General features: G+C 63.4%; 13 protein-coding genes. 7 read left to right on the top strand and 6 right to left on the bottom strand.

Features of this window, described 5'->3' with window-relative positions; genetic code table 11:
- The first annotated feature begins 129 nt into the window (after window positions 1–129).
- Together moaA and moeA are read left to right on the top strand one after the other, a co-directional pair.
- Entirely contained in the window at window positions 130–1,239 is a 1,110-nt protein-coding gene (gene moaA, locus ACZ0BA_RS29235) for a GTP 3',8-cyclase MoaA (RefSeq protein ID WP_463454637.1), read from the top strand.
- Window positions 1,240–1,243: 4 nt separating this feature from the next.
- On the top strand, window positions 1,244–3,163 hold the full coding sequence (gene moeA, locus ACZ0BA_RS29230; protein ID WP_463454636.1) for a molybdopterin molybdotransferase MoeA: 1,920 nt from the start codon (window positions 1,244–1,246) through the stop codon (window positions 3,161–3,163).
- A gap of 8 nt (window positions 3,164–3,171) precedes the next feature.
- Here moeA and ACZ0BA_RS29225 read toward each other — a convergent pair whose 3' ends face one another.
- The 4 genes from ACZ0BA_RS29225 to cqsA are packed head-to-tail and all read right to left on the bottom strand — an operon-like array spanning window position 3,172 to window position 8,212.
- Complete coding sequence (locus ACZ0BA_RS29225; protein WP_463454635.1) at window positions 3,172–5,139, bottom strand: acyl CoA:acetate/3-ketoacid CoA transferase; 1,968 nt, start codon at window positions 5,137–5,139, stop codon at window positions 3,172–3,174.
- A 15-nt stretch (window positions 5,140–5,154) separates the two neighbouring features.
- The gene (locus ACZ0BA_RS29220) at window positions 5,155–6,471 is read right to left on the bottom strand and encodes a DNA recombination protein RmuC (protein ID WP_463454634.1); all 1,317 of its coding nucleotides are present in this window, start codon (window positions 6,469–6,471) and stop codon (window positions 5,155–5,157) included.
- 4 nt (window positions 6,472–6,475) lie between these two features.
- Window positions 6,476–6,874: a group II truncated hemoglobin gene (locus ACZ0BA_RS29215; protein WP_463454633.1), complete on the bottom strand. Its 399-nt coding sequence runs from the start codon at window positions 6,872–6,874 to the stop codon at window positions 6,476–6,478.
- A gap of 51 nt (window positions 6,875–6,925) precedes the next feature.
- Window positions 6,926–8,212 carry an alpha-hydroxyketone-type quorum-sensing autoinducer synthase gene (gene cqsA, locus ACZ0BA_RS29210; RefSeq protein ID WP_463454632.1) on the bottom strand — a complete coding sequence of 429 codons (1,287 nt, stop codon included), beginning with the start codon at window positions 8,210–8,212 and terminating at the stop codon, window positions 6,926–6,928.
- 167 nt (window positions 8,213–8,379) lie between these two features.
- On the opposite strand from cqsA, the gene ACZ0BA_RS29205 reads away from it, so the two are divergent.
- Entirely contained in the window at window positions 8,380–9,660 is a 1,281-nt protein-coding gene (locus tag ACZ0BA_RS29205) for a sensor histidine kinase (protein WP_463454631.1), read from the top strand.
- A gap of 4 nt (window positions 9,661–9,664) precedes the next feature.
- Window positions 9,665–10,675, top strand: coding sequence for a response regulator (locus ACZ0BA_RS29200; protein ID WP_463454630.1), 1,011 nt, complete (start codon window positions 9,665–9,667; stop codon window positions 10,673–10,675).
- A 7-nt stretch (window positions 10,676–10,682) separates the two neighbouring features.
- Here ACZ0BA_RS29200 and ACZ0BA_RS29195 read toward each other — a convergent pair whose 3' ends face one another.
- Together ACZ0BA_RS29195 and ACZ0BA_RS29190 are read right to left on the bottom strand one after the other, a co-directional pair.
- On the bottom strand, window positions 10,683–13,220 hold the full coding sequence (locus ACZ0BA_RS29195; RefSeq protein ID WP_463454629.1) for an ABC transporter permease: 2,538 nt from the start codon (window positions 13,218–13,220) through the stop codon (window positions 10,683–10,685).
- Window positions 13,221–13,251: 31 nt separating this feature from the next.
- Window positions 13,252–14,265: an adenosine deaminase gene (locus ACZ0BA_RS29190; RefSeq protein WP_463454628.1), complete on the bottom strand. Its 1,014-nt coding sequence runs from the start codon at window positions 14,263–14,265 to the stop codon at window positions 13,252–13,254.
- 563 nt (window positions 14,266–14,828) lie between these two features.
- Here ACZ0BA_RS29190 and ACZ0BA_RS29185 point away from each other — a divergent pair.
- The 3 genes from ACZ0BA_RS29185 to ACZ0BA_RS29175 all read left to right on the top strand — a co-directional run bounded on the left by ACZ0BA_RS29185 (window position 14,829) and on the right by ACZ0BA_RS29175 (window position 19,715).
- Entirely contained in the window at window positions 14,829–16,751 is a 1,923-nt protein-coding gene (locus tag ACZ0BA_RS29185; RefSeq protein WP_463454627.1) for a PrkA family serine protein kinase, read from the top strand.
- 108 nt (window positions 16,752–16,859) lie between these two features.
- Complete coding sequence (locus ACZ0BA_RS29180) at window positions 16,860–18,128, top strand: YeaH/YhbH family protein (RefSeq protein ID WP_463454626.1); 1,269 nt, start codon at window positions 16,860–16,862, stop codon at window positions 18,126–18,128.
- A 36-nt stretch (window positions 18,129–18,164) separates the two neighbouring features.
- Window positions 18,165–19,715, top strand: coding sequence for a SpoVR family protein (locus tag ACZ0BA_RS29175; protein WP_463454625.1), 1,551 nt, complete (start codon window positions 18,165–18,167; stop codon window positions 19,713–19,715).
- The last annotated feature ends 459 nt before the right edge of the window (window positions 19,716–20,174 follow it).

The raw sequence follows: 20,174 nt of genomic DNA, 5'->3' as shown, positions 1-20,174 counted from the left end.
CGGTCCGGTAGCAACAAAAAAGGGAAGCCGCGTGCTTCCCTTTTTTCATCCGGCACGGCAATTGCGCGGTCGTGCTATCGTAGCTCCTTCGCGGTAAGCGAATTTCCTAAACAGCAATAGTGTAGAGTCATGGCAGAAAAAATCATCATGATGGCCGAGCAGCGCCGCAGCGCGCCCGCCATTCCCGCGATCCTGGAAGCGCCGACCGGCTTGCTGAGCGATCAGCTGGCCCGGCCGCTGCACGACCTGCGCATCTCCGTGACCGATCGCTGTAACTTCCGCTGCGTGTACTGCATGCCGAAGGCGGTGTTCGACAACGATTACCAGTACCTGCCGCATACGTCGCTGCTGTCGTTCGAGGAAATCACGCGGCTGGCGAAAACATTCATCGCCCACGGCGTCGAGAAAATCCGCCTGACCGGCGGCGAGCCGCTGCTGCGCAAGAACCTCGAGCGCCTGATCGGCATGCTCGCGGAACTCAAGACCATCAACGGCAAGCCGCTCGACCTGACCTTGACCACCAACGCCTCGCTGCTGGCGCGCAAGGCGCAGTCGCTCAAGGACGCCGGCCTGCAGCGCGTGACCGTGTCGCTCGATGCCCTCGACAACGCCACCTTCCAGCGCATGAACGATGTCGATTTCTCGGTCGACGATGTGCTCAAGGGCATAGATATGGCGCACCAAGTGGGACTGGGACCGATCAAGATCAACATGGTGGTCAAGGGCGGCATGAACGACGACCAGATCCTGCCGATGGCGCGCCACTTCAGGAACACGCCGTACATCCTGCGCTTCATCGAATACATGGACGTCGGCGCCTCCAACGGCTGGAAAATGGACGAGGTGATTCCGTCGGCCGAGGTGGTGCGCCGCATCCAGGCCGAGATGGCGCTCGAGCCGGTCGCCGCCAACTATGCCGGCGAAACGGCCTCGCGCTGGCGCTACAGTGACGGCGGCGGCGAAATCGGCCTGATCTCCAGCGTCACGCAAGCGTTCTGCGCGGACTGCTCGCGCGCGCGCCTGTCGACCGAGGGTAAGCTCTACACCTGCCTGTTCGCCACCAGCGGCCACGATCTGCGCGCGCTGCTGCGCGAAGGCCGCAGCGACGCGGAAATCAGCACCGTGCTGGCGCACCTGTGGCGCGCGCGCGGCGACCGCTATTCCGAACGACGCACCAACAATACCGACGGCCTGCCGCGCAGCGCCAACAAGGTCGAAATGTCCTACATCGGAGGCTAGTGTCGTGAAGAGCAAGATCACCGGGTTGATACTCGCGGGCGGACGCGGCACCCGCATGGGCCGCGTCGACAAGGGCTTGCAGCCATTCCGCGGCACGACCATGATCGCCCATGTGCTGCGACGCCTGGCGCCGCAGGTCGACACCGTCGCCATCAACGCCAACCGCAATCTGCCGCAATACCAAGCCGCCGCCGGCGCCGACACCGTTGTCATGCCCGATCGGATGATCGGCTTCGAAGGCCCGTTGGCCGGCCTGCAGGCGGGCCTGCATTACTGCGCCACCGAACTGCTGCTGACGGTACCGTGCGACTCGCCCTTCCTTCCGGCCGACCTGGCCGCGCGCCTGTACGCCGCGCTGGAGGCGCAGGAAGCCGACCTGGCCGTCGCCGTGACCATGGAAACCGACGAACAGGAAGGTGGCGAGCCGTATCGTCAGCCGCATCCCGTATTCAGCCTGCTCAAGGCCAGCCTGCTGCCGCAGCTGGAGACCTACCTGGCCACCGGCGCGCGCCGCGTGGAGGGCTGGCACAAATCGCTGCGCGTGGCCGAAGTCATGTTCGACGACGCCTCCGCTTTCCGCAATATCAATACGCTGGAAGACCTGAAGCGCCACGAGCCCGAGCAGGTGCCAGCCGCCGCGCCACAAGCGGCTGCGGCGACGATGTCTGGCGACCCGGACGCCCTGCCCGTCGACGACGCGCGCCGCCTGATCGCACAGCGCATCACAGCGGTCGCCGCAACCGAAAAAGTGGCCTTGTTCTCCGCGCTGGAACGGGTGCTCGCCGAAGACATCATCTCGCCGATCAACGTCCCGGCCTACGACAACTCGGCGATGGACGGCTACGCGCTGCGCGGAGCCGACTTGCCGCTCGATGCCGGAGCCGGCCCGGTCACGCTGAAGGTCATCGGCGCCGCCTACGCCGGCCGCCCGTTCGACCAGCCGGCGGCGCCCGGCGAATGCGTCCGCATCATGACTGGCGCCGCCATGCCACCCGGTTGCGACAGCGTGCTGCCGCAGGAACTGGCGGCGGCCATCGGCGAATCGGACGTCACCATCGCGCACGGCACAATCCGCGCCGGCGCCAATCGCCGTTTCGCGGGCGAGGATTTGAAAGCCGGCGGTGTCGCGCTGGCGCAGGGAAAAATCCTGCGCCCCGCCGATCTGGGACTGGTGGCATCGCTCGGCATCGCCGAAGTGACGGTGAGGCGCCGCCTGCGCGTGGCGTTCTTCTCCACCGGCGACGAACTACGCTCGCTGGGCGACACGCTCGATACCGGCTGCGTCTACGACAGCAACCGCTACACCCTGTTCGGCATGCTCACGCGCCTCGGCTGCGAGGTGGTCGACCTTGGCATCGTGCGCGACGATCCGGCGGCGTTGCAGGCGGCGCTGCAGGCGGCCTGCCGCGACGCCGACGCCATCATCACCTCGGGCGGCGTGTCCGAGGGCGCGGCCGACTACACGCGCGACATCATGGCGCTGCTCGGCGACGTCGCCTTCTGGAAGCTGGCGATGCGGCCGGGCCGCCCGCTGGCTTTCGGTGAGGTGCGCAACGGCGGCGACGCCGCCTGGCTGTTTGGATTGCCGGGCAATCCAGTGGCGGTGATGGTGTCGTTTTATATGTTCGCGCGGCCGGCGTTGCTGCGCATGATGGGTGTCGGCGAAGCCCAGGCGATGCCGCAGACTGTGCGGGCGCGCGCCACGGAGGCAATCCGCAAGCGCCCCGGCCGCACCGAGTACCAGCGCGGCATCGTCACCACCGGCCCTGGTGGCGAGGCCTTGGTACGTCTCACCGGCGCGCAGGGCTCGGGGATACTGAGCTCGATGACGGAGGCGAATTGCATCGTCGTGCTGCGGCATGAGCAGGCCAGTGTCGCCGTTGGCGACGCGGTCGATATCATCCTGTTCGACGGTTTGATTTAACGCGGCGACTATCCATCCTGCCGCAACCGCAGCAGGGCCTCCGCCGAGTTGGCGAACAACGCCGCGTCCTTCTCGATGCGGCGGAATGCCCGCCCCAGGCTGGCGCGCATGAAGGTGCTGTGCGCGTAGCGCGTGACCTTGCTGTAGTAGCGATCCGAGAGCTTGTCGACCGCCTCCACATATTGATCCATCAAATCCGGCGCGATCGAGAAGTTATCGTAGTTGATCACCGCTGGCACCTTGCGTCCCAACGGCGACAGGCGCTCCGACACCAGCTCGCAAATACGCTCGATGGTGGCCGCGTCGCCGACCTCGAAGCCTTCGAAATTCACGAAGAACAGTTCCTGCCTGTCGTCATACACCAGCCGCTGCTCCAGCGGCTGCGCCAGGAAGTCGACCCGCCAGTTCATCGGCGATGGCCCGAAAATACGCGCGTCCATCAACTTCAGCTCCGCGCTGATCGAAGGCTTGAAATCCATCTGCGCCAAAATGTCGCGCTCCAGATCGACGCCGGGCGCGATCTCGATCAACTCCAGTCCCGACACCCCATCCTCCAGCACCAGTTTGAACACGCAACGCTCGGTGACGAACAAGGCTTCCTGGCCGCGCCGCGCGGCATACTCGCCGCTATAGGTGCGATGCTCGACTTCGTCGATGAATTTACGCGTGCGTCCCTTGTCGGCGGTGAAGGTGCCGACAAATACCACCTTGCGCGCGTTCTGGCTGATGTTGATGAAGCCTCCGGCGCCGGCCAGCTTGCTGCCGAATTTGCTGACGTTCAGATTCCCATGCCGGTCGGCCTGCGCCAGGCCGAGAAAAGCCACATCGAGCCCGCCGCCGTCGTAAAAATCGAACTGGTAAGGCTGGTCGATGACCGCGTCAGCGTTGGTGGCCGCGCCGAAGTTCAAGCCGCCGGCGGGCAGGCCGCCGATCACGCCCGGTTCGGCCGTCAAGGTCACCAGGTCGAGCAGCTTCTCCTCCGCCGCGACATTGGCCACACCCTCCGGCATGCCGATGCCCAGATTGACGACATTGTTCGGCCGCAGCTCCATCAAGGCGCGGCGCGCGATGATCTTGCGCTCCGACAGCGGCATCGGCGCCACCGCCGACAAGGCCGCCCGCAGTTCGCCGGCGAACGCCGGGTTGTAAGGCTCGGCGAAAGTCTGCATGTGATATTCGGGCTTTTCGGCCACCACCACGCAGTCGACCAGGATGCCGGGGATCTTGACCTGGCGCGGATTGAGCGTGCCGCGCTCGGCGATCCGCTCGACCTGCACGATGACGATGCCGCCCGAGTTGTGCGCCGCCATCGCGATCGCCAGCGCCTCCAGCGTCAGCGCCTCGCGCTCCATGGTGACGTTGCCGTTGGCGTCCGCCGTCGTGCCCCGGATGATCCCCACGTGCACCGGCTGCGCCTTGTAGAACAGGTACTCGTTGCCGCCCATGGTCGCCACCTCCACCAGCTCCTCGGTGGTGCGGTCGTTGATCTTGCCGCCGCCGTGGCGCGGATCGACAAACGTCCCCAGGCCGACGTGCGTCAGCAAACCGGGTTTGCCGGCTGCGGTGTCGCGAAATAGCTGGCTGATGACGCCTTGCGGCAGGTTGTACGCTTCGATCTTGCCGTCGATGGCCAGCTGCTGCAGCTTGGGCACCAGGCTCCAGTGACCGCCGACGACCCGTTTGAGCATGCCCTCGTGCGCCAGGTGATTGAGGCCGCGATCCTTGCCGTCGCCCTGCCCTGCCGCGTAGACCAGGGTCAGGTCGCGCGGATGGCCGCCGCCGTCGGACGACGGCGCGAGGAAGCGCCGCTCCAGCGCCACCGCGATATTCTCGGCGAATCCGACGCCGACAAAGCCGCCGGTGGCGATGGTGTCGCCGTCGCGTATCAGCCCGACCGCGTCGGCCGCGCTGACGATCTTGTCGCGTTGGACGGCCGGCATGCCGACGGTGGAAAAATCAAGGCTGCGTCCTGGCATGATCGGCTCCGTTATTTAGTCCGTTTCAAGATCGGTTTTATCGACTTCAGGCCCCAGCAGCAGCTGCGCCGCCTCGCTCGGCAGCGCCTCCACCGTCTTGAGCTTGCGCGCCATTTGCCGGCTGCGGGTTTCGGCCGATTCGATGTTCTTGGCGGCGCGCTCGAGGGTCAGCTTGGTCGCCGCCAGCACGTCGCCGAACTTGGCGAACTCCGTCTTCACCGCGCCCAGCACCTGCCACACTTCCGACGAGCGCTTCTCCAGCGCCAGGGTGCGGAAGCCCATCTGCAGGCTGTTGAGCAGCGCCGACAAGGTCGACGGCCCGGCGATGCTGATGCGGTGTAGCCGCTGCAGTTCATCGGCCAGGCCGGGACGGCGCATCACTTCCGCGTACAGGCCCTCGGTCGGCAGGAACAGGATGGCGAAATCCGTGGTGTGCGGCGGCGACACGTATTTTTCCGAAATCGTTTTGGCCTCGCCGCGCACCGCCCGTTCCAGCTCGCGCCCGGCCAACGCCACGCCCTCGGCGTCGGCGCGGTCGGCGGCGTCCAGCAGCCTTTCGTATTGCTCCTTGGGGAACTTGGCGTCGATCGGCATCCACACCGGCGCCCCACCCTCGATTTGCCCCGGCAGCTTGAGCGCGAATTCAACGCGCGCGCCGCTGCCAGCGATGGTTTCGACGTTCTTGCCGTACTGCTCCGGCGTCAGCACCTGCTCGAGCAGCATCTCCAGCTGCACCTCGCCCCAGGTGCCGCGCGTTTTAACGTTGGTCAGCACCCGCTTCAAATCGCCGACGCCCAGCGCCAGCTGCTGCATCTCGCCCAAGCCCTGGTGAACGCGCTCGAGCCGCTCGGACACCTGCTGGAACGAGGCGGTCAGCCGCGTCTCGAGGGTCGCGTGCAGCTTCTCGTCGACGGTTTTGCGCATCTCTTCGAGCCGGGCGCCGTTGTCGGCCTGCAGATCCTTGATCTTGGCCTCCAGGGTCGCGCGCACCTCCTGCATGCGCGCCGCGTTCGACTCGGTCAGCCGGGCCAGCGCCTGGTTCATGCTGTCGGCGAACTGCTTCAGGCCCCGGCTCTGTTCTTCGCGCCCGACCAGCCCCTGCGCCTGCAACTGGCGGCGCATGTCCTCGAACTGCTGCACGCTGGCCGCGTGCGTGGTTTGGGCGGTGGTTTGCAGCTGCATGCGCACTTCGCGCTCGACCCGCTCGATGCGCTCGGCGAGGCCGCCGTCGGCCTGGGCGCCACCGGCGCGCGCGCGCAGCAGCGCGACCAGCTGAAGCACCAGCACCAGCGCCAGCGCCGCCAGCAGGACAATAAATTCGGTGTGGGTCATGGCGTCAATCCGGCTTGTTGCGCATCCAGTCGGCGGTCTGGTAGAACGACTCCATCAGCCGCACCCTGAGCGCCTCGTCGATGCCGACATCCTCCATCGCCCACGCCATCGCGCGCAGCCACTGGTCGCGCTCCTGCGTGCCGATGGCGAACGGCATGTGCCGCATCCGCAGGCGCGGATGGCCGTGCGCTGCGATGTACAGGTCCGGCCCGCCCATCCAGCCGCTGAGAAACATGAACAGCCGCTCGCGCGCGTTGTCCAGCGTGGGCGGATGGGCGGCGCGCAGCAGCGCGAACTCGGGCTCGAGTTCCATCAGGTCGTAAAAACGGTCGACCATCTCGCGCACGCGCGATTCGCCGCCGATCACTTCATACAGGGTTTGTGGTTCAGTCATAGCCGCCATGATAGCGCACCATAGCGCACGTTGCCGCACCGCGCCGCCCCATGCGCGCGCTCACACCAGCGCCAGCCGGTTCAAGCGCCGCGTCGACGACCAGCTCTCCAGATCGACGCGCGAGCGGATGTCCTCGCACGCCTGGACGATGCGCGCCAGTTGCGTATCGTCCAGGCCCGAGTTGAGCGTGAGCCGCACCAGCGAGCGGTTTTTGGCCGTGGCCGGCGCGCAAAACATGGCGCCGTAGATGCCGTGCGACTCCAGCAGCTTGCGCAGCGCCAGCGTCTTCGGCTCCGGTCCCGGTTCCAGCGCGATGATCTGTTCGCTGCCCTCGCCGACGTTATAGCCTAGCGCACCCAACTCCTCGCGCAACGCCAGCGAATGTGCGCGCAGCGCGGCGCGGCGGTCGTCGGCGGCCGCGACAAAATCGATGGCGGCGTCGAACCACGCCAGTTCGTGACCCAGCAGGCAGGAGCTGAAAATGGCCGGCCGCGATTCCGACAGGAAGTAACCTTTGAATTTGCTGGAACAGGTGATGAAGCCGGCGCGCCCGGCAAACGCCTTGGCCAGCGACGCGGTGCGGAAATGGACGCGCTCGCCAAGCCCCTGCGCCGCCACCAGCCCGGCGCCGCGCGGCCCGTGCGTGCCCAACGAATGCGATTCGTCGACGATCAGCAGGCAGCCGTGCTCTTCCGCGATCTCCACCAGCGCGCGCAGCGGTGCCAGGCTACCGTTGGTGCTATACAGCGCGTCGACGGCGATCAGCCCGCGTCCATGGCGCGCCAGCTGCTTGCGCAGATGCTCCATATCATTGTGCAAAAAGGACACCGGCGTCGCCGCAGCCGACTGCACGCCCTCCCATAACGACGCGTGGGCTTGCATGTCCAGATACACCGGGATGCCGGGCGCGGCCAGCGTCTGCACCAGGCCGACATTGGCGGCCCAGCCCGATTGCGCCAAAATGCCGTCCTGCGCCCCCATCAGCGCGGCGAACTTGCGCTCGAGGCGATGCTGGGCGCTGCCCTCCTGTAAATACACGGCCGACATCAGCATTTGCCCATGGCTGTCGCGCAGCGCGGCGATCTGCGCGCCCACCAGCGCCGGCTCCCCGCCCAGGCACAGGTAGTCGTTGCCGGCTAAAAACACAGCGCCGCGCGGCGTCGGCTGCCACGCATGCGGATGCTCGCCTGCCAGCAGCCGGGCGATACGGGTCACGTAGTGCTCGTCCATGCGGGCGTTTACATAATCGGGCATCACCTGCTCGGCGGACAAGGTGAAGGCGCGCGCGGCGGACAGGGCGGAAGCGGCCAGGCCGCGCGGGAGGTTGCCAGCAATAGCGTTTGACATCTTGTTATCTCCTTAAAAGTTGAAAGGTTGCTATTTTGTGAATCTCATGTCGCACCTTGCAGCAAATAAAGAGCGAGAGATTGATACAAATCAACTTTGGATTTGATATGGCTGAGGACGCTTGGGTTTCAGGCGATGATGCAAGCTTGATATACGTCACATCGACCATGAAGCATCCCCTGCAAGCACGCTGGAAACGTTGGCAACACGGAGTGGTCCAGTCGCTGCTGCTGTATCATGGCCGTGAGGACCATGCGACCGTGCGCGTGCTGCTGCTCGCTTGCATCGGCACGGTCGGCATGCCGCTGTACTACGTGATCTGGCAGCACTTTTTTCCCCAGGAATACGAAAGCCTGCCGCTGCGCATGCTCGGTATCCTGCTGTGCGCGCTCGGGCTGTTCGCGCGCCAGTTCACGCGCCGCATGCTCGAGCTGTACCTGCTGGTCGCGCTCAGCTACATCTTTCCCTTTTTCTTCACCTTCATGTTCGTGATGAACCATGCTTCGGGCGTGTGGGCGGAGTCGTTGTTGATCGGTCTGGTCGTGCTGTTCCACTTCGACACCAACCTGGCGTTGCGGGCTTATCTGATCGGCACCGCGCTGGCGTGCGCCGCCGCCGTCGCGCTCGGCGAAACCGCCATCCTGCTGAGCAAGCCGGTGCTGCAGCAATTGCCGGTGCACTGGTTCACCATCGCCGTACTGTCGGCGGCCAAGATCAGCCGCAATGTGCTGGCGCAGGAAAAGCTGGCCGGACTCGGCGCCGGGCTGGCCACCGTGGCCCACGAGCTGCGCACGCCGCTGACCAGCGTCGACGCCAACGTGCGTGGCCTACTGAGGTTGTTCTCGGACATCAACGGCCGGGTGGCCGAGGACCGGCTCGGCACGATCGACGCGCTGGCCCGCATCCAGTTCGAGGTGCGGCACATGAACCACATGATCGACCTGTTCCTGCTCAGCGCCACGGCGGTGCGGCAGAACCTGCGGCCGGTCGAGACGGTATCGATGGATACCGTGGTCGAGGCCGTGCTCAAGCGCTACCCGTTTTCCAGCACCGGCCAGCAAAAGATGGTCACGCTGGAGCTGCGCCACAACTTCCGTTTCGCCGGCCAGGCCGAGCTGTCGGTGGTGATCCTGCTCAATTTGCTGCGCAACGCGCTCAAGGCGGTGCAGCGCGCCGGCAAGGGCCGCGTGCGCATCGTCGTCGACGGCGCCCACGAGCCGCCCCGCCTGCTGTTCATCGACACCGGCTGCGGCATTCCGGCGCCGCAAATGGCGCTGATCTTTCGCCGCTTCTACTCCTACCCGCCGCACAACGGCGCCGGCATCGGCCTGGCGCTGTGCCAGGAAATCATGGAAGCGTGGAACGCCAACATACGCTGCGTGTCGCGCGAGAGCGCGTACGCCATCTTCGTGCTGGAGTTTCCCCAGCAGTTGTCCTCTTCAAGGTGAATCAATGCATCTGCCCGTCTACTCCCATCCGACGCTGACCGTGCTGGTCGACGACAGCGACTCCTTTCTCAAAAGCCTGTCGTTCCAGCTTGATCCCATGCTGGCGAGCAAAACCTTCCACGACACCTCGGCCGCGCTGCAATGGCTGCGCCAAAGCGAGGCGGACGATGGCGTGCTGCTACAAGTGAACTTCGACATGCAAAACCTGACCGGCGACCAGTGCACCATCGCGCTCGACCTGGAGCGCATCTACCGCATCGGCGAGCAGCGCCGGCGCTTCTCGACGCCGTCGGTGCTGGTGATCGATTACTCGATGCCGCAACTGAACGGTCTGGAATTTTGCGAGGCGGTCAGCCAGCTGCCGTGCAAGAAGATCTTGTTCACCGGCACGGCCGACGAAAAAATCGCCGTCAACGCCTTCAACCGCGGCCTGATCGACCGCTACATCAAGAAGAGCGACGACCACGCGCTCGACATCCTGGAAGTGGAGATCGCCGCGCTGCAGCGCAGCTATTTCGACGACAAGTCGGAAACCTTGCGCGAGCTGGTGCTGCTGCACAATTACCACTTTCTCGGCGATCCGGTGCTGGCCGGCCTGGTGCAGCATCTGATGGCGTCGATGGGATTTATCGAGCACTACATTTTCCCGAATCCGACCGGCATCCTGTTCCTCGACAAGCACGGCAAGGCCAAGCTGATGATGATCGAGACCGAGCAAGGCATGTACGCGCAGTATGAAATCGCGCGCGACAGCGACGCGCCGCCGTCGCTGCTGGACGCACTGCTGGCGCGACGGGTGTTGCCGTTCTTTTCGGACGCGCAGGGGGATGGCATGTACTCGCGCCAGGTCGGCGACAGCTGGCATCGCTACTGTGCGGCGCCGCAGGTGTGCCAGGGGCGCGAGACGTATTATTGGGCCTTGTTCGACCTGCCGGCGCATTATTTCGACCAGCAGCCGTATGCGCATGCGCAGTTTTTGAAGGAACACGCGGCGCTGGAAAGCCTCGCCGCGTAGGGCGCTGTTACGCCTCGCGCAAGGTCTGCAGCGGCGGCTGACGCAACACGTTGCGCAAGCCCAGCCAGCCACCGGCAATCGCGCACACTGCGCCGGCCACCAAGCCAACCATCCATACCGACGGACTGAACGCCCACGCGAACTTGAACTGATACGTCGCCAGGGCCCAGCCCATGGCCGCCGCGCCGGTCGCCGCCAGCACACCCGACAGCGCGCCGACCAGCGAGAACTCGATCAACTGCGCCTGCGACAATTGCTTGCGCGTCGCCCCCAGCGCCCGCAACAAACCGGACTCGCGGGTGCGCTCGTCCTGCGAGCCCATCAGCGCCGCGTACAGCACCAGCAAGCCGGACGCCAAGGTGAAGATGAACAGGAACTCGATCGCCGTTACCACCTGGTCCAACACCGACTGCACCTGGCGCAGCAAGCCGCCGACATCGACAATGGTCAGGTTCGGGAAATCGCGCGTCAACGCGTTCATCACCGCGCCCTGCTGCGGCGGCAGGTGGAAGGCGGTGATCCAGCTCTGCGCCACTTCCTTCATCGCCGCCGGATTAATGATGACAAAGAAATTGACCCGCATCGAGCCCCACTCCAGCTTGCGCAGGCTGGTGATGGTCACGTCCACCGGCGCGCCGGCTATGTCGAAGCGCAACTTGTCGCCCAGCTTCCAGCGCAAGGTCTTAGCGATGCCCTCCTCCACCGAGGCCTCGGCCGAGCCTGGCGTGTCGGCAAACCATTTGCCGGCGCTGATCTTGTTCTCTGCCTGCATCTGCGCCATCGTCGACAGGTTGAACTCGCGGTCGGCCAGGCCGCGCGCGCGGTCCTCGGTGTAGGTCTCGGCCGTGACCGGCTGGCCGTTCACCGCCGTCAGGCGGCCGCGTATCATCGGATATTGCGGCGCATAGCTGACGCCGGCCGCCTCCAGCCGTTTGGCGACCTGTTCGCGCTGTTCCGGCTGGATATTGATAATAAAACGATTCGGCGCGTCCGGCGGCGTGGCGTTGCGCCAAGCCGACATCAAATCCTCGCGCACCACGGTCAGCACCAAGAGCGCCATCATGCCCAGCGCCAGCGACACCACCTGAACAATGGTCGCGCCCGGACGCCGTTGCAGCGAGGTGATGGCGAAGCGCCAGCTTTGATGGTCGATGGCGCCGCGCAATGGCTTGAGCGCCTTCAGACCCAGCCAGGCGACCAGCCCGAACACGACAAACGCACCCAGGAAGCCGGCCGCCGTGTAGGCCGCCAGTTGGGCATCGCCAGCCTGCCACAGCAACAGCAAGCCGAAGCCGCCCATGCCGAGTCCGTAAGTGGCCAGCGCGGCGACCTGCGGCGCGTCCTGCTCGCGGCGGATCACGCGGTTGTGCGGCACCTTGCGCAATTGCAGGATCGGCGGCAGCGCGAACGCGGCCAGCAGCAGCATGCCGATGGCCAGGCCCTGCAGCGCCGGATAGATCGTCGGCCCCGGCAGGTCGGCCGACACCAGCTTGCCCAGCACTTCCAGCAGCACGTAGTGCGCGCCGAACCCGACCAGCACGCCGATGGCGCTGCCGGCCAGGCCGACCATCAGGAATTCATACAGATACATGCCGGTGACCTGGTTTTGCGTCAGGCCCAGGCAGCGCAGCATGGCGCAGGCGTCCAGATGGCGCTGCATGAAGCGGCGCGCGGCCATCGCCACCGCCACCGCCGCCAGCATCGCCGACAGCAAGCCCACCAGCGACAGGAAACGGTCGGCGCGGTCCAGCGTGTTGCGCATTTCCGGACGACCGTTTTCCAGCGACTCGACCCGCACACCTTTGATGTTGCCGGCCTTGATCTTGTCATCCAACCATTTCTGCAAGGAAGCGGCCTCGGCGGCACCGTTCTTCAGCGCCGTTGGCGCGGCCACCAGCAAGCGGTACGTCACGCGCGAGCCGGGCTGGATCAGGTCGGTGGCCTGCAGATCCTGCAACGCCAGCATGACGCGCGGCGCGAAGGCCAGGAAGTTGGCGCCGCGATCGGGCTCCGACGCGATCAGCTGGGCGATCTTGAAGTGCTTGTCGCCAAGCTTGAGCTGGTCGCCAACCTTGGCGTTCAGGCTGCCCAGCAAGCCGGCGTCGATCCATACCGTGCCGGGCGCGGGGATATCGGCAGCCGGAGTGCCGTAGCTTTGATCGGCCTGGGCCGGATCGGTGGTCAGTTTCAGCTTGCCGCGCAGCGGATAGCCGAGGCCGACCGCCTTGAGCGAGGCCAGCATCGAGGTCGACTGTTCGCCCTCGCCGGCCTGCGCCATGCTGGGGAAGACCACGGTGTCGGTCACCACCAGGCCGCGACGCAGCGCCTCGGCCCGCCACGCCGGATCGACCGGGTTGTCGGCGCTGACGACGACGTCGGCGCCAAGCAGCTGGTGCGCATCCCGGTCGAGGCCGCTACGCAGGCGGTCGACAAAGAAACCGGTGGCCGACAACGCGGCCACGGCCACCGTCAGCGCGATCAGCAGGAAGCGCAACTGGCCGGCGCGCCAGTCGCGCGCCGTCATTTTTAGGGCAAGCTTGAACATTGGGGTGACCTTGGTGTCTATCTAATAGCGCTTAAACGGCGGCAGCGGCGAAGTACGCATCGACCTCGTCGAGGAACTGCTGTTTTTGCGCCGGCGGCAGGAAGGCGGCCGCAAAACCGTTGCGCGCCAGCCGGTGCGCGTGCGACAGGCCCAGCGGCAAGGCTTCGAAGGTGGCGATGAAGTTGTCGTTCATGTAGCCGCCGAAATAGGCCGGGTCGTCCGAGTTGACGGTGGCCACGATGCCGGCGTCGAGCAGTTCGAGCAGGTTGTGCTCGCCCATGTGCTGGAACACGCACAGCTTAACGTTCGACAACGGACACACCGTCAGCGCGATCTGCTCGCGCGCCAGGCGCTCGGTCAGCGCGGCGTCGTCCAGGCAGCGCACGCCGTGGTCGATGCGTTCGACCTTGAGCACGTCGAGCGCCGTTTCGATATACGCCGGCGGTCCTTCCTCGCCGGCATGGGCGACCAGGTGGAAGCCGAGTTCCTTGCAGCGCGCGAACACGCGGGCGAATTTCTCGGGCGGATTGCCGAGCTCGGATGAGTCGAGGCCGATGCCCAGGTATTTATCGCGGTAAGGCAACGCTTCCTCCAGGGTGGCAAAGGCGTCCTCCTCGGACAGGTGGCGTAGGAAACTCAGGATCAAGGTGGCGCTGACCGGGCTGTCCTGGCAGGCGCGGTGGATGCCGTCGATGACGGTCTTGATTGGCACGCCGCGCGCGGTGTGCGTCTGCGGATCGAAGAAGATCTCGGTGTGGCGCACGTTGTCGGCCTCTGCACGCTTGAGGTAGGCGGCCGTCATGTCGTAGAAATCCTGCTCTTGCAGCAGCACGCTGGCGCCCGCGTAGTAAATATCGAGGAACGATTGCAAGTCGGTGAAGGCGTAGGCCGCGCGCAGATCCTCGACCGAAGCGTAGGGCAAGCTGACGTTGTTGCGCCGGGCCAGCGCGAAGATCAGCTCCGGCTCCAGCGAGCCCTCGATGTGGATGTGCAGTTCGGCTTTGGGCATGCCTTCGAGGATGGCGCGCAATTGTGGATTCAACATGTTCTTTGTCCTGATACGGTGACGATACGGATGACGATACCGGCCATCTTATCTTATCCCGGCGCGGGGCTCACGGCGGCCTTCAACGCGACGTCGAGCGCGGTGCGACAAGGGGCGCGGACTTGCGGCAAACTTTATCTATTTGAGGCGCGATCAGCACGGCGCGCATAGGCATGATACTGTGGCATTAGTGTGGTAAAAACGTGCTAAAAAAATGCCACAAAATCCACGGAAATTCTCGGAGATGACGCAATAATATTCTTTAAAATCAGTATGTTACGAAAGAGTATTAACGATATTACGACATATCTTTTGACTTCCTGCACCAATAGAGCAATAATAAATTTCATAGACGTAAGAAGCATTACGACGAACACATAAAAGCCGTCCACCGGCATGCTGCCAGCGGCAATAAAGCCAGCTCAAAGGCACGGGCAATCCGTGTCATCAAAGGAAGCTGGAGACAAGAAAAATAAGATAGAAGGGAACACACATATTAGGGCCAGGGCAGCCGCAACTGCCGGTGACCCGTGACTAGTAGGCTTACATTAAAGGACACCCAAATGACCATTTTTGACAACTACGCAGCACGGTACGAACGGACCAAGGAGGAAGAGATGTCCATGAAGGAATATCTCGAACTCTGCAAAAAAGATCGACTTACCTACGCGAGCGCCCCCGAGCGCATGTTGGCCGCCATTGGCGAACCAACCCTTGTCGACACCCGCAACGATACCCGGCTGTCCCGCATCTTTGCCAACAAGGTCATCAAGATCTATCCCGCGTTCCGCGAGTTCTACGGCACCGAGGAAGTGATCGAGCAAGTGGTCTCCTACTTCCGCCATGCCGCGCAAGGGCTGGAGGAACGCAAGCAGATCCTGTATCTGCTGGGACCGGTTGGCGGCGGCAAATCGTCGATCGCCGAAAAGCTCAAGTCGCTGATGGAACATGTGCCGTTCTATTGCCTCAAAGGCTCGCCGGTCAACGAATCGCCGCTGGGCCTGTTCAACGAGCAGGAAGACGGCGCCATCCTCGAAGAAGACTTCGGCATCCCGCGCCGCTACCTGCGCAACATTCCCAGCCCGTGGGCCGTCAAGCGCCTGCACGAATTCAACGGCGACATCAACCAGTTCCGCGTGGTCAAGCGCTACCCTTCCGTGCTGAAACAGGTGGCCATTTCCAAGACCGAACCGGGCGACGAAAACAACCAGGACATCTCTTCGCTGGTCGGCAAGGTCGACATCCGCAAGCTCGAGGATTATTCGCAGGATGATCCGGACGCCTACAGCTACTCCGGCGGCCTGTGCCTGGCCAACCAGGGCTTGATGGAATTCGTCGAGATGTTCAAGGCGCCCATCAAAGTCTTGCATCCATTATTGACGGCCACGCAGGAAGGCAACTACAAGGGCACCGAGGGCTTCGGCGCGATCCCGTTCGACGGCATCATCCTGGCCCACTCGAACGAGTCGGAATGGAAAACCTTCCGCAACAACCGCAACAACGAAGCGTTCCTTGACCGTATCTACATCGTCAAAGTGCCGTACTGCCTGCGCGTGACCGACGAGATCAAGATCTACGACAAGCTGGTGGCCAACTCGTCGCTGTACCAGGCGCCGTGCGCGCCCGGCACCCTGAAGATGATGGCGCAGTTCGCGATCCTGTCGCGCCTGAAGGACCCGGAGAACTCCAGTATCTTCAGCAAGATGCTGGTCTACGATGGCGAAAACCTCAAGGACACCGATCCGAAGGCCAAGTCCATGCACGAGTACGTCGATTACGCCGGCGTCGACGAGGGCATGAACGGGCTGTCGACGCGCTTCGCGTTCAAGATCCTGTCCAAGGTCTTCAACTTCGACAACACCGAAGTGGCGGCCAATCCGGTCCACCTCTTATATGTGCTGGAGCAGCAGGTCGAGCGCGAGCAGTTCCCGCCCGAGACCGAGCAGAAATACTTCTCGTACATTAAAGAGCACCTGGCGCAGAAATATGTCGAGTTCATCGGCAAGGAAATCCAGACCGCGTACCTGGAAAGCTATTCCGAATACGGCCAGAACATCTTCGACCGCTACGTCACGTTCGCCGACTTCTGGATCCAGGACCAGGAATACCGCGATCCGGACACCGGCGAGAGCTTCGACCGCGAGTCGCTGAACAACGAACTGGAGAAGATCGAGAAACCGGCCGGCATTTCCAACCCCAAGGATTTCCGCAACGAGATCGTCAACTTCGGCCTGCGGGCGCGCGCCAATAATGGCGGCAAGAATCCCGCTTGGACCAGTTATGAGAAATTCCGCACGGTGATCGAGAAGAAGATGTTCTCCAATACGGAGGAACTGCTGCCGGTGATCTCCTTTAACGCCAAGGCCAGCGCCGAGGATGCCAACAAGCACGCCGACTTTGTCGCGCGCATGGTGGAAAAAGGCTACACGGCCAAACAGGTCCGCTTGCTGTGCGAATGGTATTTGCGCGTGAGGAAGTCGTCCTAAGCAGTATTCCGGCAATCTCGCGCGGCCCTACCGCGCGGCCGCCCGCGCCCCGGTCCGCCGAGCGCGGCGGCCGGCGCGGCGCCGACCCATAGCAGCAGGAGGCATCTTTTGACTTACCTCATCGATCGACGTTTGCAGGGCAAGAACAAATCCGCGGTCAACCGCGAACGATTCTTGCGGCGCTACAAGTCGCAGATCAAGGACGCGGTGGGACGGGCCATCAAGGGCCGCTCCATCACCGACATTGAAAACGGCGAAAAGGTTTCGATCCCCGTCAAGGACGTGGGCGAGCCTTCGTTCGGACACGCCCATGGCGGCGTGTGGGAAACCATCAACCCCGGCAACCAGGAATACCAGAAAGGCGACCTGATTAATCGCCCCAAGGGCGGTGGCGGCGGCGGCCGCGGCAAGGCAGGCAATAGCGACCAGATGACCGAGGATGACTTCATCTTCGAACTGTCCCGCGAAGAATTCATGAACTATTTCTTCGAGGACCTGGAACTGCCGCACATGGTCAAGACGCAGCTGACCGCGACGACCGAATTCAAGAACCAGCGCGCCGGCTACAACATGTCCGGCACGCCGTCCAACATCCACGTGCTGCGCTCGCTGCGCGGCGCGCTGGGCCGGCGCATCGCCGTCGGCGGCAACTCGCGCAAGCGGCTCGAGGAAGCCGAGGCCGAGCTGGAACAACTGCTGCTCGACGGCGAACCGCTCGACGCCCCGCACGTGGTGGAGCTGAAGAAACTGATCCACCACCTGCACACGCGGCTGCTGGCGATACCCTTCATCGATCCGTTCGACCTGCGCTACAGCAACCGCATCAAGGTGCCCAAGCCGATGACGCAGGCGGTGATGTTCTGCATCATGGACGTCTCCGGCTCGATGGACGAGACCCGCAAGGACACGGCCAAGCGCTTCTTCATCTTGCTGTACCTGTTCCTCAAGCGCGCCTACGACAAGATCGACGTGGTCTTCATCCGCCACCACACGGCCGCGGCCGAGGTGGACGAGGAGGAATTCTTCCACTCGCGCGAGTCCGGCGGCACGGTGGTGTCGTCGGCGCTGCACCTGCTCGACAAGATCATCGAGGAACGCTACGGCGCCGGCGCCTGGAACAGTTACGTGGCGCAAGCGTCGGACGGCGACAACTGGGACAACGACTCGGTGCTGTGCCGCCAGATGCTGATCAACACCATCATGCCCAAGGTGCAGTACTACACCTATGTCGAGATCACCGACGGCCCGCCGCAAAACCTGTGGGAGCAGTATTCGCAGATCCCGGACCACCACGCCAACTTCGCCATGCAGAAAATAGTCACGCCGGCCGATATCTATCCGGTGTTCCGCGAACTGTTCAAGAAACAGCCGAAATAAGGCGGCCGCGCCGGCCGCCCACCTAGCGAGCGCCCCATGAACGACATGACGCACCAGCCTTCCCCCAAGCCGCGCCATCCGCGCGCCCTGCCCGAGCAGTCCGAGTGGACGTTCGAACTGATCGAGCAGGCCCACCAGGAAATCCGCCGCGTGGCCGAGAACTTCGGCCTCGACACCTACGCTAACCAGCTGGAAATCATCACCGCCGAGCAGATGATGGACGCCTACACGTCGGTCGGCATGCCGGTGTCGTACAACCATTGGTCGTTCGGCAAGCATTTCCTGTCGACCGAAAAGGGTTACAAGCGCGGCCAGATGGGCCTGGCCTACGAGATCGTCATCAACTCCGATCCGTGCATCGCCTATTTAATGGAGGAAAACAGCCTGACCATGCAGGCGCTGGTGATCGCGCACGCGGCCTACGGCCACAACTCCTTCTTCAAGGGCAATTACCTGTTCCGCACCTGGACCGACGCCGAGGCCATCGTCGACTACATGGTGTTCGCCAAGAACTACATCGCCGAATGCGAGCAGCGCCACGGCATCGACGCGGTCGAAACCCTGCTCGACTCCTGCCACGCGATCCAGAACTACGGCGTCGACCGCTACAAGCGGCCGGCCAAGCTGTCGATGATGGAGGAACGCGCGCGCCAGAAGGAGCGCGAGGCCTACGTGCAATCGCAGATCAACGACCTGTGGCGCACCCTGCCGCGCCGCGAAGAGGAGGAAGCGGAGAAAGCAGCGCCGCGCTTCCCGCCCGAGCCGGAGGAAAACCTGCTGTACTTCATCGAGAAGTACGCGCCGCTGCTGGAGCCCTGGCAGCGCGAGATGGTGCGCATCGTGCGCAAGATCAGCCAGTACTTCTATCCGCAGCGCCAAACCCAGGTGATGAACGAGGGCTGGGCCACGTTCTGGCACTACACCATCCTCAACCAGTTGTACGACGAGGGCGTGGTGGCCGACGGCTTCATGATGGAGTTCCTCAAGAGCCATACCAACGTGGTCTACCAGCCGCCCGTCAACAGCCCCTACTACAGCGGCATCAACCCGTACGCGCTGGGCTTCGCGATGATGACCGACATTCGCCGCATCTGCGAGAACCCGACCGCCGAGGACCGCGAATGGTTCCCCGACATCGCCGGCAGCGACTGGCGCAAGACCTTGGACTTCGCCATGCGCAACTTCAAGGACGAGAGCTTCATCGCCCAGTATTTGTCGCCCAAGCTGATCCGCGAGTTCCACTTCTTTGCCGTGCTGGACGACGACAACAACGAGAAGCTGGCCATCTCCGCCATCCATGACGACCTCGGCTATCGTTACGTGCGCCAGCAGCTTGCAGAACAATATAATCTTGGCAATCGGGAACCCAACATCCAGGTCTGGTCGGTCAACACCCGCGACGACCGGGCACTGACCTTGCGCCACACGCAGTTCCAGCGCCGTCCGCTCAACCAGCAGGCCGGCGAAGTACTCAAGCATGTGGCGCGCCTGTGGGGCTTCGATGTCCATCTGGACACCGTGGCGCCGAACGGCGAAGTGGTCAGCACGATGGAGGTCAAACGGGAGAAACGTGCCCGGGGAAGTTGACCGACATATATATAGTACTGTCGCGAGCGCCGTGCGATGTCAGGCACGGCTCTTGCAAGGTATGAATCGGGGTCAGGGGCGGTGCTCTGGCCCCGGTTTTTTTTGGGGAATGCATGACGTGATCGGGATGTCAACAGGTTTTTGAATGTTTCCACTAATTACCTCCCGCAATAATTTCGTGCATGAAACTTTCCCGGCCAAATTATCAACTGTTGGTAGTAAAATTACCTTGATAATATTCCGTGAATGGCCTTAAGGGAAAACTAAGTAACGTGATAGTGACCTGTGCCCCATTTATGCGCCGCGCACGCTTGCCCGGTGAACCATTCTGGTGCAAAGTGAGCGCTACCACATAGGAAAACCCTATGAAATTTAACCGGTTTTAGGGATGAAAATTCTATGTAAAATCAAGAATTCGTATGTATAATTCGCCGACGTCCCGGATGCGGCTGTTGTTTT

It is taken from the genome of Duganella sp. AC917, from assembly GCF_979258245.1.
Note: the sequence above shows the minus strand (reverse complement) of the source record. Positions and strands in the feature narration are given on the sequence as shown.

Excerpts from the sequence above, each read along its gene's own strand:
- ACZ0BA_RS29175 (WP_463454625.1), top strand. The coding sequence starts at position 18,165 with ATGAACGACATGACGCACCAGCCTTCCCCCAAGCCGCGCCATCCGCGC.
- ACZ0BA_RS29220 (WP_463454634.1), bottom strand. The coding sequence starts at position 6,471 with ATGACCCACACCGAATTTATTGTCCTGCTGGCGGCGCTGGCGCTGGTG.
- ACZ0BA_RS29215 (WP_463454633.1), bottom strand. The coding sequence starts at position 6,874 with ATGGCGGCTATGACTGAACCACAAACCCTGTATGAAGTGATCGGCGGC.
- ACZ0BA_RS29200 (WP_463454630.1), top strand. The coding sequence starts at position 9,665 with ATGCATCTGCCCGTCTACTCCCATCCGACGCTGACCGTGCTGGTCGAC.
- ACZ0BA_RS29185 (WP_463454627.1), top strand. The coding sequence starts at position 14,829 with ATGACCATTTTTGACAACTACGCAGCACGGTACGAACGGACCAAGGAG.
- ACZ0BA_RS29205 (WP_463454631.1), top strand. The coding sequence starts at position 8,380 with ATGAAGCATCCCCTGCAAGCACGCTGGAAACGTTGGCAACACGGAGTG.
- ACZ0BA_RS29195 (WP_463454629.1), bottom strand. The coding sequence starts at position 13,220 with ATGTTCAAGCTTGCCCTAAAAATGACGGCGCGCGACTGGCGCGCCGGC.
- ACZ0BA_RS29225 (WP_463454635.1), bottom strand. The coding sequence starts at position 5,139 with ATGCCAGGACGCAGCCTTGATTTTTCCACCGTCGGCATGCCGGCCGTC.
- moaA (WP_463454637.1), top strand. The coding sequence starts at position 130 with ATGGCAGAAAAAATCATCATGATGGCCGAGCAGCGCCGCAGCGCGCCC.
- ACZ0BA_RS29190 (WP_463454628.1), bottom strand. The coding sequence starts at position 14,265 with ATGTTGAATCCACAATTGCGCGCCATCCTCGAAGGCATGCCCAAAGCC.
- cqsA (WP_463454632.1), bottom strand. The coding sequence starts at position 8,212 with ATGTCAAACGCTATTGCTGGCAACCTCCCGCGCGGCCTGGCCGCTTCC.